This is a genomic window from Pseudomonas sp. Z2-11 (assembly GCF_054161305.1).
In genome coordinates this window covers 3,762,734-3,777,522 of record NZ_CP096395.1, presented here as the reverse complement: position 1 = coordinate 3,777,522, position 14,789 = coordinate 3,762,734, and the positions used below count along the sequence as shown (strand labels likewise).

At 61.0% G+C, this 14,789-nt stretch carries 12 protein-coding genes; 9 read left to right on the top strand and 3 right to left on the bottom strand.

Features of this window, described 5'->3' with window-relative positions; genetic code table 11:
• Positions 1-56 precede the first annotated feature (56 nt).
• The 3 genes from M1E16_RS16645 to M1E16_RS16635 all read right to left on the bottom strand — a co-directional run bounded on the left by M1E16_RS16645 (position 57) and on the right by M1E16_RS16635 (position 7,569).
• Positions 57-4,760 (bottom strand): dermonecrotic toxin domain-containing protein, encoded by a 4,704-nt coding sequence (locus M1E16_RS16645; protein ID WP_458127906.1) that lies wholly within the window; start codon positions 4,758-4,760, stop codon positions 57-59.
• A 150-nt stretch (positions 4,761-4,910) separates the two neighbouring features.
• Entirely contained in the window at positions 4,911-5,630 is a 720-nt protein-coding gene (locus tag M1E16_RS16640) for a FadR/GntR family transcriptional regulator (RefSeq protein WP_434573623.1), read from the bottom strand.
• Between the two features lie 202 nt (positions 5,631-5,832).
• Entirely contained in the window at positions 5,833-7,569 is a 1,737-nt protein-coding gene (locus M1E16_RS16635; protein ID WP_458127905.1) for an IlvD/Edd family dehydratase, read from the bottom strand.
• A gap of 193 nt (positions 7,570-7,762) precedes the next feature.
• Here M1E16_RS16635 and M1E16_RS16630 point away from each other — a divergent pair, with 193 nt between their 5' ends.
• From M1E16_RS16630 to M1E16_RS16590, 9 genes are all read left to right on the top strand, one after another.
• Positions 7,763-9,085: an MFS transporter gene (locus M1E16_RS16630; RefSeq protein ID WP_434573625.1), complete on the top strand. Its 1,323-nt coding sequence runs from the start codon at positions 7,763-7,765 to the stop codon at positions 9,083-9,085.
• 204 nt (positions 9,086-9,289) lie between these two features.
• Positions 9,290-10,282, top strand: a complete 993-nt coding sequence (gene araD1 / locus M1E16_RS16625) for an AraD1 family protein (RefSeq protein WP_434630327.1) — start codon at positions 9,290-9,292, stop codon at positions 10,280-10,282.
• 13 nt (positions 10,283-10,295) lie between these two features.
• Positions 10,296-11,876: an aldehyde dehydrogenase (NADP(+)) gene (locus M1E16_RS16620; protein ID WP_458127904.1), complete on the top strand. Its 1,581-nt coding sequence runs from the start codon at positions 10,296-10,298 to the stop codon at positions 11,874-11,876.
• A gap of 217 nt (positions 11,877-12,093) precedes the next feature.
• On the top strand, positions 12,094-12,390 hold the full coding sequence (locus tag M1E16_RS16615; RefSeq protein WP_434573631.1) for a DUF5629 family protein: 297 nt from the start codon (positions 12,094-12,096) through the stop codon (positions 12,388-12,390).
• The gene (locus tag M1E16_RS16610; protein WP_458127903.1) at positions 12,377-13,552 is read left to right on the top strand and encodes a lactonase family protein; all 1,176 of its coding nucleotides are present in this window, start codon (positions 12,377-12,379) and stop codon (positions 13,550-13,552) included. The genes M1E16_RS16615 and M1E16_RS16610 overlap by 14 nt, the downstream gene beginning before the upstream one ends.
• Before the next feature lie 156 nt (positions 13,553-13,708).
• Positions 13,709-13,888 carry a hypothetical protein gene (locus M1E16_RS16605; RefSeq protein WP_018611529.1) on the top strand — a complete coding sequence of 60 codons (180 nt, stop codon included), beginning with the start codon at positions 13,709-13,711 and terminating at the stop codon, positions 13,886-13,888.
• A 170-nt stretch (positions 13,889-14,058) separates the two neighbouring features.
• A complete protein-coding gene (locus tag M1E16_RS16600) occupies positions 14,059-14,184 on the top strand; it encodes a hypothetical protein (protein ID WP_305500469.1) in 126 nt (41 codons plus the stop codon).
• 114 nt (positions 14,185-14,298) lie between these two features.
• Positions 14,299-14,484: a hypothetical protein gene (locus tag M1E16_RS16595; RefSeq protein ID WP_434630333.1), complete on the top strand. Its 186-nt coding sequence runs from the start codon at positions 14,299-14,301 to the stop codon at positions 14,482-14,484.
• The gene (locus M1E16_RS16590) at positions 14,481-14,738 is read left to right on the top strand and encodes a hypothetical protein (protein WP_458127902.1); all 258 of its coding nucleotides are present in this window, start codon (positions 14,481-14,483) and stop codon (positions 14,736-14,738) included. Before M1E16_RS16595 ends, M1E16_RS16590 begins: the two co-directional genes overlap by 4 nt.
• Positions 14,739-14,789 lie beyond the last annotated feature (51 nt).

Here is a 14,789-nt window from a genome sequence, read left to right as displayed (position 1 = left end):
CTGAGGTTGCGGCTTTTTGCATCCGGCTTCGGACAAACGTGCCGATAGCTCAGCGATTATTGGTCCAGGGGCAAGAACCAGCGTTGCGCCAGAGGTTTGCCGATCTGGCCGCGATGCACGTTCACGACGGCGTAGGGGCCTTCAGCTTTGGACAGCATTGAATAGTAGCTTTCCTTCCGTTGTTCGTTGGTTTTCACGTGAGCAACGCTGTAGTCGGCTTTCGGGGTGTCGGCCTTTTCATAGTGAAAATGGGCATACCAGAGGGTAAAGCCGTTTCGGTCGTTGATTGCATATTCCTGGATGAAGTCCTTGCGAACTCCGCTCATGGCTTTGCGACGATCGATCAGAGCAATTTGTATTAGTTCCTTCTCGAGCAGGTACTGGAGATTGCCGGCGGTGGGCGGCAGTTTCAGGCTCAGCTCGGTGCGCAGGTAGCCGCCCTGGGCTGCGAGGCGGGTGGCGGCCTTTGTCAGTTCCTCGATCAAGGTCTGGTCTCGCGGATCGGGCGCCGTTGTGGATGCCTTGACGGCTTGTTCCAGCTTCTCGGCGATTTTGCGAAAGCGATTTGCCTCGTTGCTCATGATCTCTTCGATTTCCTGCGGATACCGGCACCGATCCTTGTAGCTTTTTGACTTCTTCAGAAGTTGTTCCAGTTGCCCGAGCAGTTTTCGTGCGGTGCCTCTGAGTTCGCGCACTGGTCGGGTTTCAAGCGCAGGAGCCGGGCGCTGTTCCTCAACGAGATCCCAAGCATCTTCATGGCGAGAATAGGTGCCCAGCAACTGGTTATCGTTTTCGGAGCGCAGTTCAACGACATCTATTTGCAAGGTTGTGCCGGCGGCGGTCTCGCCTCCGACCAATACCGTTTCTCCGGCAGGTCTCAGGTCGCCAACAAGTACACCGTTGTGGCGGGTTCGTATCACTTGTTTCCGAGGGCGCCCGGCAGGTGTCCCGGCGCGTTTAGGCGCTCGCACGCGCGGTTTCGGTTCGGGTTTTATTTCCGTGGCCAGTTCCTGGGAGGCTTCCTGATACAAGCCCTCGACCAACGTCACCAGCCTGTCGAAATAAGGCAGGTCCATCTCATCGGCGTGAAGGGTTTTTACGATCTGTAAGGCATCCAGGGCTTTGCCATAGTGTTCGGACAGGCTCTCCAGTACTTCCAGCCGTTCCGAAAAATCGTACGCCCATAGCGTGGAGTGGGATTGAACTTGTTCCATCAGCGGACCGCTGATGCTTTGCAAGCGCTCGCTCGTTTCGCTCTCGCCGCGCGAAGCCAGCATTGCGCCCAAGGTCGCCTGAAACGCTTTGGTAGCCAAAGAAGCGGCTTTCGCCACTGGGCGATCACGGGTCAGGCGATCGTACTCCTTCCGACCCTTGATTCCCCGGTTCAATAGTGTGTCCAGCGAACTGTGTTCCATCTCCAGCCAATAAATCGAGCGGGTATTGAACTCGTACAACTGCGCGGCGAACCTCAGATAGCCCTGTGGATCATCAGCGATTGCCGTCAGGAGTTTTTGCGACAACGACCCTACGAAGGAAGAGTGAGCGGCGCTCAGGGCTCGCATATCCTTTCGGACGAGGGAAATGGCTACGCGACCACTTTCGATCAACGACGCGGTGATCGAGATAATGTTGTCGGGGGTGATTGGTTTATTCATCTTGATGAGTTCGGGTTCGTTGCTCAGTAACTTCAGGCCGGCGTCGGCCGTTTCCTTGAGCAGCAAGTAGTAGCGATTGCGAAATAACGCAATGCGCCCCTCATCAGGGGGCGTGCGAAGCTCTTCGGCCTCCAGCAGGTTGCCAATGACGTCCAGTCTGTCACCCCGCTCTTTGATTTTTACAAAGAACTCCGTGGTTTCCGCCTCGATTTCCGCTTTTCTTTTTTCGTTGAGACGACGTTGTTCGTCCACGCGCTTGGGCGGCATCCCGCCACGCAGGCCCAGGCCCAGGTCCAAGGACCAGTTGCCGTGGCCGTCCGATATTAGCGCCGGCCCCCTGCGTGCCGGGTCGTGCGGGTCGACGATCTGTACGGTGCTGTCCCATGTGTCGACTTGATACAACTCGCCCTCAACCACGACATGCCATTTTTTATGGATCAGATAAAGGCCGGTATAAGGGCCAGAGGGAAGGGCAGCGGGCATCACTGCGGGACGCTGCACTGTCAGGCGCTGCAGGCGGGTGCGTTGCTCCGGCGTCAGGCGCCGACGGGCGCTGGCGAAACTGAAGTCGAGGTGCTCAAAAGCAGCTTGGGCGTGTTCCCCGGGCAGGTAGACGGGGCCTTCGATGACGTCTGGCAGGGCCGGCTTGGGCCATTGCTCGGGAACGATGCGCGGCGCAGGCGCACGCATCGCCTGGTCTTCCAGTTCGTGGGGCAGTGGCTTGCGAACAGGCTCGTCGAGGGACAACGCCTGATGTCCGAGCATGGCGAAGTTCAAGAGAAAGTCGACGGTAGCGAGCTCCCGCGTTGTCGGATCTTCGCTCTGCATGGCCGGGATGTCTTGCCCGGCGACGGCGATCACGTTCCATAACCAGGCGACGCTTATCAATGGGCCGCGCAGGATAGGCACCAACAGTGTGTTGAACAGCAGCCCGCCTCCCTCGAGAAGGATAGCCCAGCGGCTCTCGGCGTTGGACACCGAATCCCTGTCGGCCTGGGCGACCAGGGCTCGGGCGTTACTGCCGTAGAGATACTCCATCAGCTTGCCGTTGTGCAGGAATTGCAACAACTCGTCGTTGTCACCCCCGATTGCGAGTGTCGCCGGGGTCGGCTTTTCGAAAGGGGCGAATTCATCGCCTGGAAGAAAGCGCACGATATGTGGCTCCAGGAACCCTCCATTGGCGTACACCGGACGTGCGGTATCCGATAACCAGGTCAAGACGCTGGTCTGCAGTTCGCCGTCCAGGCCAATGGCAGTCAACAGCGCCTGGCGTGTCGGGAACTCAATCAACGAGGGCGAGTGAAGCGGGCGATACAGCAGGTGTGGTCCCGTTTCGACGGCTTGCGGTTCGATGATGAACATATTCGTCACAACATCAGGTCGCGCCTTCGGCTTACGCAGAAAGGCCAGGGGACGAATCACCACCGGACGACCGTCGACCTGTTGTTCCTCGACATCGGCTTGAAGGACGGCTTCGAGAAGGTCCAGGCCTTGACGGGTCATGCTGTTCTGGTGGTCGAGCTTTTGCTTGAGCGCTTCGAGAAGCAGCTCTGCCGGGACCTGGTCGGCGAATCTCTGTTGACGCAGGGTAGGCAAATCGTCAAACAGCTTTTGCTGCAGATATCGGGGGTAGGCGGTGCCGATGTCGACCTGTTCAATCAACCCGCCCTGGCGGGTGATGTAGTCCGGGGTCAACCATTCGGGCAGGATCAGGCCCAGGCGATGGCTGAGGATCGGGTCTCCACTGGGGCGGGCGACGAGATTGCGGATGGCCAGTTCGCTCAGTTTCATCGATTTTTTCTCGACAATCCCGATCGTACCGGGGAGGCCCGCCGCCACGGTGAAAGTCAGTAGCACGTCGTCGGGGTTGTAGCGGGAGGGTTGGGCCTTGGTCGACGAGCTATCGTTTGTTCGACCCATGCGCTCAAGCAGGGCTTGGGACGTGAAGGAGTGGATATTCTCGATATCGCTGAGGAAGGTTTGGCCTGGACTGCGTTTCTTGGCGCAGGCCAACGCCAGGCAGTAATGCTGGTGTCTGGTCTGATCGACAACGGACGCTTCCTTCAACCATTCGGGCACCAGCGGTGCAATGAGCTTCGACATCTGAGGAGAGGGGTATGGGGTGTCAAGCAGGTAGCGGGCCGGGTCGCTCAGTTCGTGGTACAGCGCACGCAGGTGCTGTGAGCCGACGCGGGAAGGCAATTCCACCGCCCGGAGGTCGGCCAGCTGTTGCTCCAGGATCAGTGCTGCCTGGGTCTCGAACACGTTGCCAACGATCTCGGTGCGTGTGCAAGTGACGGTGTCGACAAGGTACCGGCTGGCGATGAGTTCACTCCAGTGACGGTGAAAGTCTTCCAGCGATTCAAAGGGTTTGACGGCGCTGCCAGGGCTGCATAGCAGCAGGAGGGTCCCACCTTCGGTGGTGCGGGTCAGTAGAATCTCGCTACCGTATATGACCGAACGGGAAGCGTCTTTAACGAGCGTGCTTTCCAGGCTGTAGGCGTAGACGCTGGCCTGACCGTTAGCGCGCAAGTGTTGCTTGCTGACAGGCCGGCGGGTGATCTGGTCGAGCATCTCACGTGCCGGGGCGCTGAGCCCTGGTTGCTGCAAGCCACGGGTCTGCAACAGGTTTCGCAGTGCACCGCTGAGCCAGTTCCAGCGGCTGGAGCCTTGATGGGGATCAATGTCGGCATTCCAGTAGCGGACCAGCGCATCCTCGAATCCGATCGGTACTGTCCAAGGCAGTTCAAGTAGCAGCTTTTTCAGCGTGAGCATGTCCTGCGCGTCCAGCTTGAGACGGTGCGGCATCGTTTCGGAAAGGAAACAGCCACGCTCGCTCCACTCCTCGAAGTCGATGGGCGTGCCGGTAGCCAGGTAATCGAGGACGAGCGTCATGAGGCGGGTAGTCGTCCAGCTTTTAGAGGCCCTGTCGGGAGTTGCCAACAGCACCTTGGACAGGTTGAGCGCATTCCAGGGGTATTCCTTTCGAATAGCCTGCTGAAACGTGCTCAGTACAACCTGCTCGAAGGTGGGTCGATCGGCAAATTGCAGGCTGACGTTCTGTGCCTGTGTGTTGGCGTTGTCAGCCGGGGAAGGCGATGCCATGTGAAGTTCCTTTTCATAAACCCATGGTCGTCAGGATGACGACTAGCGCAGTATCGCCATGACTGTCCCAGGCGTGCGGTACATAGGTACCGCACCCTTGAACGCCAGGCGTGCAGGTTTGTGAAGGGCTTCAGTAAAATCGGCGGTGAATCAGGCGGGATCGCTGCCCAGCACGACATTCAGCGCACTGCGGGCGTCATCCAGTTGCACTAGCGTGGCATGGCGGGCGCCGAGGGCATCGCGGTTCTCGATGGCGGTGAGGATCGCCTTGTGCCGTGGCATCGCCAGCTCGTGCAGGTTGGGTCGTTGGTTGGAGTGCTTGAGCGCTTCGGCGATGGCCACCGACAGCATGTTGCACAGGTTGGCGAGCAGGTCGTTGTGGGTGGCGTCTGCTATGCGGCTGTGAAAGTCCAGGTCCGGTTGCAGGAGGGCTTCCGGGGTCGGGGCAGCTTCCATGCGCTGGTAGGCTTCGCTGATGGCGGCGATGTCGGCGTCGGTGGCGAATTGCGCGGCGAGGGCGGCAGCGGCCGGCTCGATGATGCTGCGCACGCTGGTGAGCAGTCCGAAGAACTCGTTCTGCGGGCTGCTCTGCATCAGCCAGTGCAGCACATCGGGGTCGAGCATGTGCCATTCCCGACGCGGCTTGACCACCGTGCCCACTCGCGGCCGCGAATACACCAGGCCCTTGGCGACCAGCACGCGCGTGGCTTCGCGCAGCACCGGGCGGCTGACGGCATATTCTTCGCACAGCAAGGCTTCGGCGGGCAGTTTGTCGTCGGGCTTGAAGCGGCCAGAGACGATCTGCATGCCCAGTTCCTGGACGATGCGCGCGTGCATGCTCTTGCGGTCGGAGGGTTTGCGGTAATCCATGGGGAGCGGCGCGATCCTGTGTGCGAGGGGTGCTGCGCATGATAGCAGGCGCGGCAAGGGCGGGTCGCTAGTGCGATTTCTTAAGGTCAGTGCAGGCTTCTTGTGGGAGCGAGCCTGCTCGCGAAGGCGGTGGGTCAGGCGACATGAATGCCGCTGGTCCAACGCTTTCGCGAGCAGGCTCGCTCCCACAGGGGATGGGGCGTCAATGGGAGTGACGCGGCACCTCGGCGCCGCGGCAGCCCACCAGGAAGTCGAAGTCGCAACCCTGGTCGGCTTGCAGCACATGGTCGATGTACAGCTGGCGGTAGCCACCGACCAGCAATTGCTGCGGTGGCGCCAGGTCGGCCAGGCGCGCGGCGAGTTCGGCGTCGGGGATGTCCAGGTGCAGGCGGCCGCTGGCGCAATCGAGTTCGATCCAGTCACCTTCTTTCACTGCGGCCAAAGGCCCGCCGGCCGCCGCTTCCGGTGCCACATGCAGCACCACGGTGCCGTAGGCGGTGCCGCTCATGCGTGCGTCGGAAATACGCACCATGTCCGTCACGCCCTGGGCCAGCAGTTTGGCTGGCAAGCCCATGTTGCCGACTTCGGCCATGCCCGGATAACCCTTCGGCCCGCAGTTCTTCATGACCAGGATCGAGTCGGCATCCACGTCGAGCTCCGGATCGTTGATCCGCGCCTTGTACTCGTCGAAGTTCTCGAACACCACCGCGCGACCGCGATGCTGCATCAGTTCGGCGGTGGCCGCGGACGGCTTGAGCACTGCGCCCAATGGCGCCAGGTTGCCGCGCAGTACGCAGATGCCGCCGTCGGCGCGGATCGGGTTGTCCAGGGTGCGAATGACTTCGTCCTGGCCGTAGATCGGCGCGTCCTTGGTGTTTTCGCCGAGGCTCTTGCCGTTCACCGTCCGTGCGTTCGGGTGGGGGATCAGATTGGCTTCGCCGAGGCGACGCAGCACGGCAGGCAGGCCGCCGGCGTAGTAGAACTCTTCCATCAGGAAGCGTCCGGACGGTTGCAGGTCGACGATGGTCGGCATGCCGCGACCGATGCGGGTCCAGTCGTCCAGGTCCAGTTGCACGCCGATGCGCCCGGCGATGGCCTTGAGGTGAATCACCGCGTTGGTCGAACCGCCGATGGCGGCGTTGACGCGGATGGCGTTTTCGAAAGCTTCCTTGGTCAGGATCTTCGACAGCTTCAGGTCTTCGCGGACCATTTCCACGGCGCGCATGCCGGACATGTGCGCCAACACATAACGGCGCGCATCCACCGCCGGGATCGCCGCGTTATGCGGCAGCGAAGTGCCAAGCGCCTCGGCCATGCAGGCCATGGTCGACGCCGTGCCCATGGTGTTGCAGGTACCGGCCGAGCGGGACATGCCGCCCTCGGCCGCGAGGAAGTCATCGATGGTAATCGTTCCGGCCTTGACCTGTTCGCTCAGCTGCCAGACCACGGTGCCCGAGCCGATGTCCTGGCCCTTGTGCTTGCCGTTGAGCATCGGCCCGCCGGTGACGACGATGGCCGGCACGTCGCAACTGGCGGCGCCCATCAGCAGGGCCGGAGTGGTCTTGTCGCAACCGGTGAGCAATACCACGCCATCAATCGGGTTGCCGCGAATCGCCTCTTCCACGTCCATGCTCGCCAGGTTGCGGGTCAGCATGGCGGTGGGGCGCAGGTTCGATTCGCCGTTGGAGAACACCGGGAATTCCACCGGAAAGCCCCCGGCCTCGATCACGCCGCGCTTGACGTGCTCGGCGATCTGCCGGAAATGCGCGTTGCACGGTGTCAGCTCCGACCAGGTGTTGCAGATACCGATGATCGGCTTGCCATGGAACTGGTGGTCGGCGATGCCCTGATTTTTCATCCAGCTGCGGTACATGAAGCCGTTTTTGTCGGCGGTGCCAAACCATTGGGCCGAGCGCAGGGAGGGTTTCTTATCAGACATGATCGATTCTCTTATTGTATGACTATATTGTTCGAGCTGAAGCGTAACATAAGCGCAATTTACGCCGTTTGGAAGTGTTGTTGGGTAAATAGTATTACTATATAGTCCGATTTAACGGAGGGGTTGTCCTGGCGGTCAGTCGCGAGAGAAATCCCCCGAGGTTCTATAACAACAACAATCGGAGACCGGTCCCATGAGCCAGGAATTGCGGCTTATACGTCGCATCACACTCAAACTGATTCCTTTCCTGATCCTGCTTTACCTGATCGCGTACGTGGATCGCTCCGCCGTGGGCTTTGCCAAGCTGCACATGGGCGCGGACATCGGCATCGGCGACGCCGCCTACGGCCTCGGCGCGGGCCTGTTCTTCATCGGTTATTTCCTCCTGGAGATTCCCAGCAACCTGATGCTGGAGCGCTTCGGTGCGCGGCGCTGGTTTGCCCGGATCATGATCACCTGGGGCGCAATCACCATCGGCATGGCTTTTGTGCAGGGGCCCTATAGTTTCTACGTGATGCGCTTTCTGCTGGGCGCGGCCGAAGCCGGGTTCTTTCCGGGCGTGCTGTATTACATCACCCAGTGGTTCCCGGTGCGCCATCGCGGCAAGATCCTCGGGCTGTTCATTCTTTCCCAGCCCATTGCGATGATGATCACCGGCCCCGTTTCCGGTGGCTTGCTGGGCATGGACGGCATCCTCGGCTTGCACGGCTGGCAGTGGTTGTTCATCGTCATCGGCCTGCCGGCGGTGCTGTTGACCTGGCCGGTGCTGCGTTATCTGCCGGACGGCCCGCAACAGGTCAAATGGATGGACCAATCCGAGAAGGACTGGTTGACCGGTGAGCTGAAAAAGGACCTGGAAGAATACGGCCAGACCCGTCATGGCAACCCGCTGCATGCGCTCAAGGACAAGCGCGTCCTGCTGTTGGCGCTGTTCTACCTGCCGGTGACCCTGAGTATCTACGGCCTGGGGCTGTGGCTGCCGACGCTGATCAAGCAGTTCGGCGGCAGTGACCTGGTGACCGGCTTTGTCTCTTCCGTGCCGTATATCTTCGGCATCATTGGCCTGCTGATCATTCCTCGCAGCTCCGACCGCCTGAACGACCGCTACGGTCACCTGGCCGTGCTGTATGTGTTGGGCGCCATCGGTCTGTTCCTCAGTGCCTGGTTGACCGTGCCGGTGCTGCAACTGGCGGCGTTGTGCCTGGTGGCGTTTGCACTGTTTTCCTGCACGGCGGTGTTCTGGACCTTGCCGGGACGGTTCTTCGCCGGTGCCAGCGCGGCGGCGGGCATTGCCTTGATCAACTCGGTAGGCAACCTGGGCGGCTACATCGGCCCGTTCGTGATCGGCGCCTTGAAGGAATACACCGGTAACCTGGCGTCCGGGCTGTACTTCCTGTCGTGCGTGATGGTGTTCGGGCTGGTATTGACCGGGGTGGTCTATCGCTTGCTCGAACGCAAGCACGTGTTACCGGCTGACCAGTTCGCGGCAAGCGCCCGCGGGGCGACGCGTAGCTGATTTATTGCAGCTTTTGTGGCGAGGGAGCTTGCTCCCGCTCGACTGCGCAGCAGTCGCAATAGGGGCGATGTGTTTTGCCTGAATGAATTCGGCGCTTGAAAGTAGGGGGGCTTCGCCCCCCAGCGGGAGCAAGCTCCCTCGCCACAAAAAGCCTGCAAAGCGATTCGGCGTTCATATTCAAGTTTTGTTTACAGGGAGAAACCCATGCGTTTAGTTCAGTTCGAATTGAGTAACGGCGAACGCCGCGTCGGTGTAGTTGACGGCGAGCAGGTGCGCGAAGTGCAGGGCGCCACGACGGTGCGCGACCTGGCGCTGGCCGCCATCGAGGCGGGCGTCAAGCTTGAGCAACAGGTCGACGGCCTGGGCCTGGGAGCGAGCCATGACTATGCGCAACTGCTGAGCGAATTGCGCATCCTGCCGCCGCTGGATCACCCGGACCCGGCGCACCTGCTGGTCAGCGGTACCGGCCTGACTCACCTGGGCAGCGCCTCGGCCCGGGACAAGATGCACCAACAGGCTGGCGACGAGAGCGCCATGACCGACACCATGCGCATCTTCAAATGGGGCGTGGAGGGCGGCAAACCCGCCGCCGGGCAGGCTGGCGTTCAGCCGGAATGGTTCTACAAGGGCGACGGCAGCATCGTCGTCCGTCCTGGCCATCCGTTCCCGCTGCCGCCCTTTGCCGAAGACGCTGGCGAGGAGCCGGAAATCAGCGGCCTGTATGTCATCGGTCACGACGGCAAGCCATATCGGCTCGGCTTCGCGGTGGGCAACGAATTTTCCGATCACGTCATGGAACGCAAGAATTATCTGTACCTGGCCCATTCGAAACTGCGCAGTTGCAGCTTCGGCCCGGAACTTCGCGTGGGCGAACTGCCTCAACATCTGTCCGGGACCAGTCGTATCCTGCGCAACGGCGAAGTGCTGTGGCAGAACGAATTCCTCAGCGGCGAGGCGAACATGTGCCACAGCCTCGAGAACCTCGAGTTCCACCATTTCAAGTACAGTCAGTTCCTGCGCCCCGGGGACGTGCACGTTCACTTCTTCGGCACCGCGACGCTGTCGTTCGCCGACGGCATCCGCACCCAGCCGGGGGACGTGTTCGAAATCAGCCAGGCCGAATTCGGCGCACCGCTGATCAACGGCATTGCCCCGGTAGACGCGGTGTTCAACCCAGGTACTATCGGCACACTTTAAAAGGAGACTTGCGATGAACCAGATCCTTGGCCACAACTACATCGGCGGCGCCCGCAGCGCGGCCGGCCAGACTCGCCTGCAAAGTTTCGACGCCAGCACCGGCGAGGCCTTGCCGCATGATTTCGTCCAGGCCACGGCGGAAGAAGTCGACGCCGCCGCCAAGGCCGCCGCGGCGGCTTATCCAACCTACCGCAGCCTGAGCGCGGCGCGCCGGGCCGAATTTCTCGATGCCATCGCCGATGAGCTGGACGCCTTGGGTGATGAGTTCGTCGCCGTGGTCTGCCGCGAAACCGCATTGCCGGCCGCACGGATCCAGGGCGAGCGCGGCCGCACCAGCGGGCAGATGCGCCTGTTCGCCAAGGTCTTGCGCCGTGGCGATTTCTACGGCGCGCGCATCGACCGGGCCTTGCCGGAGCGTACGCCGCTGCCGCGCCCGGACCTGCGCCAGTACCGCATTGGTCTCGGTCCGGTGGCCGTGTTTGGCGCCAGCAATTTCCCTTTGGCATTCTCCACCGCTGGCGGTGACACCGCTGCCGCGCTGGCCGCCGGTTGCCCGGTGGTATTCAAGGCCCACAGTGGCCACATGGCCACCGCCGAGCATGTGGCCGATGCGATCATTCGCGCGGCTGAAAAGACTTCGATGCCGGCCGGTGTGTTCAACATGATCTACGGCGGTGGCGTCGGCGAGTGGCTGGTCAAGCATCCGGCGATCCAGGCCGTCGGCTTCACCGGTTCCCTGAAAGGCGGGCGTGCCCTGTGCGACATGGCGGCCGCGCGGCCGCAGCCGATCCCGGTCTTCGCCGAGATGTCGAGCATCAACCCGGTGATCGTCCTCCCGCAAGCGTTGCAAGCGCGCGCCGAAAGTGTTGCTCGCGACCTGACCGCCTCGGTGGTGCAAGGCTGCGGTCAGTTCTGCACCAACCCTGGCCTGGTGATCGGTCTCCGCTCACCTGAGTTCACTGCCTTCACCCAGCAGGTGGCTGCGCTGATCGGCGACCAGGCGCCGCAAACCATGCTCAATGCCGGCACGCTGCAAAGCTATGGCAAAGGCCTGCAAAAATTGCTGGCCCACCCAGGCATCGAACACCTGGCCGGTCGCGAGCAGCAAGGCAACCAGGCGCAACCGCAATTGTTCAAGGCTGACGCCAGCCTGTTGATCAACGGTGACGAGGCGTTGCAGGAAGAAGTCTTCGGCCCGACCACGGTGTTTGTCGAAGTGGCGGACCAGGCGCAATTGAGCGCTGCGCTGCATGGCCTGCACGGCCAGCTCACCGCCACGATCATTGGCGAACCGGCAGACTTCGAACGGTTCGGCGAACTGACGCCGCTGCTGGAGCAGAAGGTCGGCCGCATCTTGCTCAACGGTTATCCAACCGGTGTGGAGGTCTGCGATTCGATGGTCCATGGCGGGCCTTACCCGGCGACGTCCGATGCGCGTGGCACTTCGGTCGGCACGCTGGCGATCGATCGGTTCCTGCGTCCGGTGTGCTTCCAGAACTACCCCGACAGCCTGTTGCCAGAGCCGTTGAAGAATGCCAACCCGCTGGGGATCCTGCGGCTGGTAGATGGCGTGCCGGGGCGCGAGGCGCTCTGAGGAGCTGAACAGGCCGTTGCATTCATGTTGAATGCGCCGGCCTTTCGCGAGCAGGCTCGCTCCCACAGGGGATTTCTGGTGGGTATGAATTCTTTGTGGGAGCGAGCCTGCTCGCGAAAGCGATAGGTCGGCCAGCACCGCTTTCGAACCTTATGGCCCAAGCCCCACTCTGACATTGGGTTATCATGCCGCCTTTCCCAATGACTGACTGATCGCCATGACTGCCCCGACCGACACTCTGCTGCAAGCCCTCGAACACTGCGACATGCTGATCATCGACGGGCTGCACGCTTTCGATTTTTCCCTCGACGAGCAGGACCAACTGCACGTCGAATGCATGAACGGCCGCACCCTCGAGCATTGGCGCTTCACGCCGGCACAGATGCAGGCCGCGACTTTCGACACAGCCTCGAAACATTGGGTGATCACCAGTGATTCGGGCGATCACCATCTGGAATGCGTGGAGGCGACCAGCGGCCACGACGACGAGGACTCCGAGCATGAAGATGCGTAGTTTCTGGCCATTGCTGATGGCCGGCAGCGTGGGCGCCATGGGCGTCCAGGCAGAAACCACCGAGCACTATCAATTGCTGGTGGGCTCCTACACGGCGGACCAGAGCCAGGGCATCTACCGCATGCAGTTCGACAGCCGGACCGGCCAGCTCGACGCCAAGCCACTGCAGGTGATCAAGACGGACAACCCGTCCTGGTTGACCCTTTCCAAGGACCTGAGCCGGCTGTTCGTGGTCAACGAAAACGGCCCGGGCCAGAAAGACCCGGTGGGCAAGGTCAGCAGTTACGCCGTTAACCCCAAGACCCATGAACTGAGCCTGATCAATCAGGTCCAGTCCCTGGGCAACGAGCCGACTCATTCCAGCCTGAGCCATGACGGCCAGCATCTGCTGGTGAGTAATTACTCCGTTCTGGAAAACCCGGGCGGCACCTTGGTCGTGCTGCCGGTGGGGGCGGATGGCAAGCTGGCGCCGGTGGTGCAGTCGGGCAGCCATCAGCCGAGTCGGGTCAACCCTGAGCGGCAAAAGTCGGGGCACGTGCATTCGGCGGTGCCTTCGCCGGACGGCAAGTATGTGTTTGCCAACGACCTGGGGGCGGACAAGGTATTCGTCTATCGCTACGACCCGAAAGCCAACCCCGAGCTGCCGCTAACGCCTGCCGATCCGGCATTCGTGCAGTTGCCGCCGGGCAGCGGGCCGCGTCACCTGCTGTTCAGCAACGATGGCAAGCACGCCTGGCTGACCATGGAGATGACCGCCCAGGTTGCGGTGTTCGATTACCAGGATGGTCGCCTTACCCAGCGTCAACTGGTCGACCTCGCCGTCGGCAAGCCCCAGCCGGGTAAAGCGGCGGCAGCGCTGCATGCGTCCAGGTTCGGCAAGTTCCTGTACGTCAGTAATCGGGGCACCACCAACGAACTGGTGGTGTTTGCCATCGACCCGGCGGCTGGCACGCTGAAAGAGCTTCAGCGGCGCTCTGTCGAGGGCGACCACCCTCGGGAATTCAGCCTCGACCCGAGTGAAAAATTTGTCCTGGTGGCCAACCAGAAGAGCAACCAGATCGTCATCATCGAGCGTGATCCGAAGACCGGCCTGCTGGGTAAAACCGTCCAGAAGCTGGCGATGGATGCGCCGAGCGACTTGAAATTCATGGTTCGTCAGTAAGCTGGAGGCCCCGATTCACGGGGCCTTCGCCGTTGTATCAAAGAGACTGATAGTCGCTAGTATTACAAAGCATTTCAAGACGAGGCGCCTCGGCGCGTAAGTTTGCTTCACGGCCCCACCGGGCAAATCAGCAAACTGAATCCGAGGACTACCGCCATGAATCTGAATCTCTTCTCCGTTATTGCCGCTTCCGCTATCTCTGCTACCGTGGCATTGCCAGCCAGTGCCAGCATCGAAATCAGCGACAAGAAAAACCGCACCCAAAGCTACACCGAGAAATACCTGCAACAGAGCGCCAACTTCTACGCCGCACTGGATCACAAGACCCAACATTGAATCACGTTGACCCCTGAAGCCTGCGATCTTTTCATTTCCTGCTGGATGCCAGCGGAGAGAAAAGATCGCAGGCTTCGTGCGTGGGCAGAAAATCCCGTTGTGATATCACATGGCCATGTGTTTAAATTTGACGCTAGTTAATTGACTCCTTACCAATAAGGATCGACACCATGGCGATGCGTCTGGCAGTGATGCTGCTGTTTCTCTACTCCACTCCGATTGTCTCGGCGGCCCAGCCAATTCCCGGAGAGCTGGAAGTGGCTCGCGAGCGATTGTTGAGCTTGGTCAACGACTGATTTCAGGGCTTCATCAATCAATAAATCTGATGGTGACTATGCATAATCGTCGCTATTCATCACGGTTTATTTGATTGATTCTGTGGGCATCGAAACATGCCCACGGAGAACCCCATGGCCCGCGCAATCCTTTCTTCCGCCAGGCACGGCGCCTACATAGCCATCGGCCTTTACGTCGCATTGGTGCTGGTAGTCAGCGTCGGCGCCCAATACCAAGGCTTCGTTGATGCATCGCTGCATGCGTCGGTTTCCACCGTCGCCGCCGAACGCGGCGCAGGCAAAGGGGCTGTCGGCGCATGAGCAGATGCAAGTTCTGGGTGATTGCCTTCCTGGCGTTTATCACCAACGGGTTTTCGTTGCTTGGATTGGGGCAGGCGTCGGCGGGGTCGTTGGCGCGGACGATCGAGTGCAACCACAACATCGCCCATAACATCCTCACCGCCAGGGCATTGGGGGTGTTGGTGGGTAATCCGCCGTCGGCACCGAGGGTGGCTGAGTTTGGGCCGTTTCAGGTTGATTGCGCGGTGGTGCGCATGTGCAGCGTCGCCGCTTGAAGGGATCTACGGGCTTTTGTGGCGAGGGAGCTTGCTCCCGCTCGGCTGCGC

Coding starts and splice junctions, on each gene's coding strand:
- M1E16_RS16645 (WP_458127906.1), bottom strand. CDS start 4,760: ATGGCATCGCCTTCCCCGGCTGACAACGCCAACACACAGGCACAGAAC.
- M1E16_RS16640 (WP_434573623.1), bottom strand. CDS start 5,630: ATGGATTACCGCAAACCCTCCGACCGCAAGAGCATGCACGCGCGCATC.
- M1E16_RS16635 (WP_458127905.1), bottom strand. CDS start 7,569: ATGTCTGATAAGAAACCCTCCCTGCGCTCGGCCCAATGGTTTGGCACC.
- M1E16_RS16630 (WP_434573625.1), top strand. CDS start 7,763: ATGAGCCAGGAATTGCGGCTTATACGTCGCATCACACTCAAACTGATT.
- araD1 (WP_434630327.1), top strand. CDS start 9,290: ATGCGTTTAGTTCAGTTCGAATTGAGTAACGGCGAACGCCGCGTCGGT.
- M1E16_RS16620 (WP_458127904.1), top strand. CDS start 10,296: ATGAACCAGATCCTTGGCCACAACTACATCGGCGGCGCCCGCAGCGCG.
- M1E16_RS16615 (WP_434573631.1), top strand. CDS start 12,094: ATGACTGCCCCGACCGACACTCTGCTGCAAGCCCTCGAACACTGCGAC.
- M1E16_RS16610 (WP_458127903.1), top strand. CDS start 12,377: ATGAAGATGCGTAGTTTCTGGCCATTGCTGATGGCCGGCAGCGTGGGC.
- M1E16_RS16605 (WP_018611529.1), top strand. CDS start 13,709: ATGAATCTGAATCTCTTCTCCGTTATTGCCGCTTCCGCTATCTCTGCT.
- M1E16_RS16600 (WP_305500469.1), top strand. CDS start 14,059: ATGGCGATGCGTCTGGCAGTGATGCTGCTGTTTCTCTACTCCACTCCG.
- M1E16_RS16595 (WP_434630333.1), top strand. CDS start 14,299: ATGGCCCGCGCAATCCTTTCTTCCGCCAGGCACGGCGCCTACATAGCC.
- M1E16_RS16590 (WP_458127902.1), top strand. CDS start 14,481: ATGAGCAGATGCAAGTTCTGGGTGATTGCCTTCCTGGCGTTTATCACC.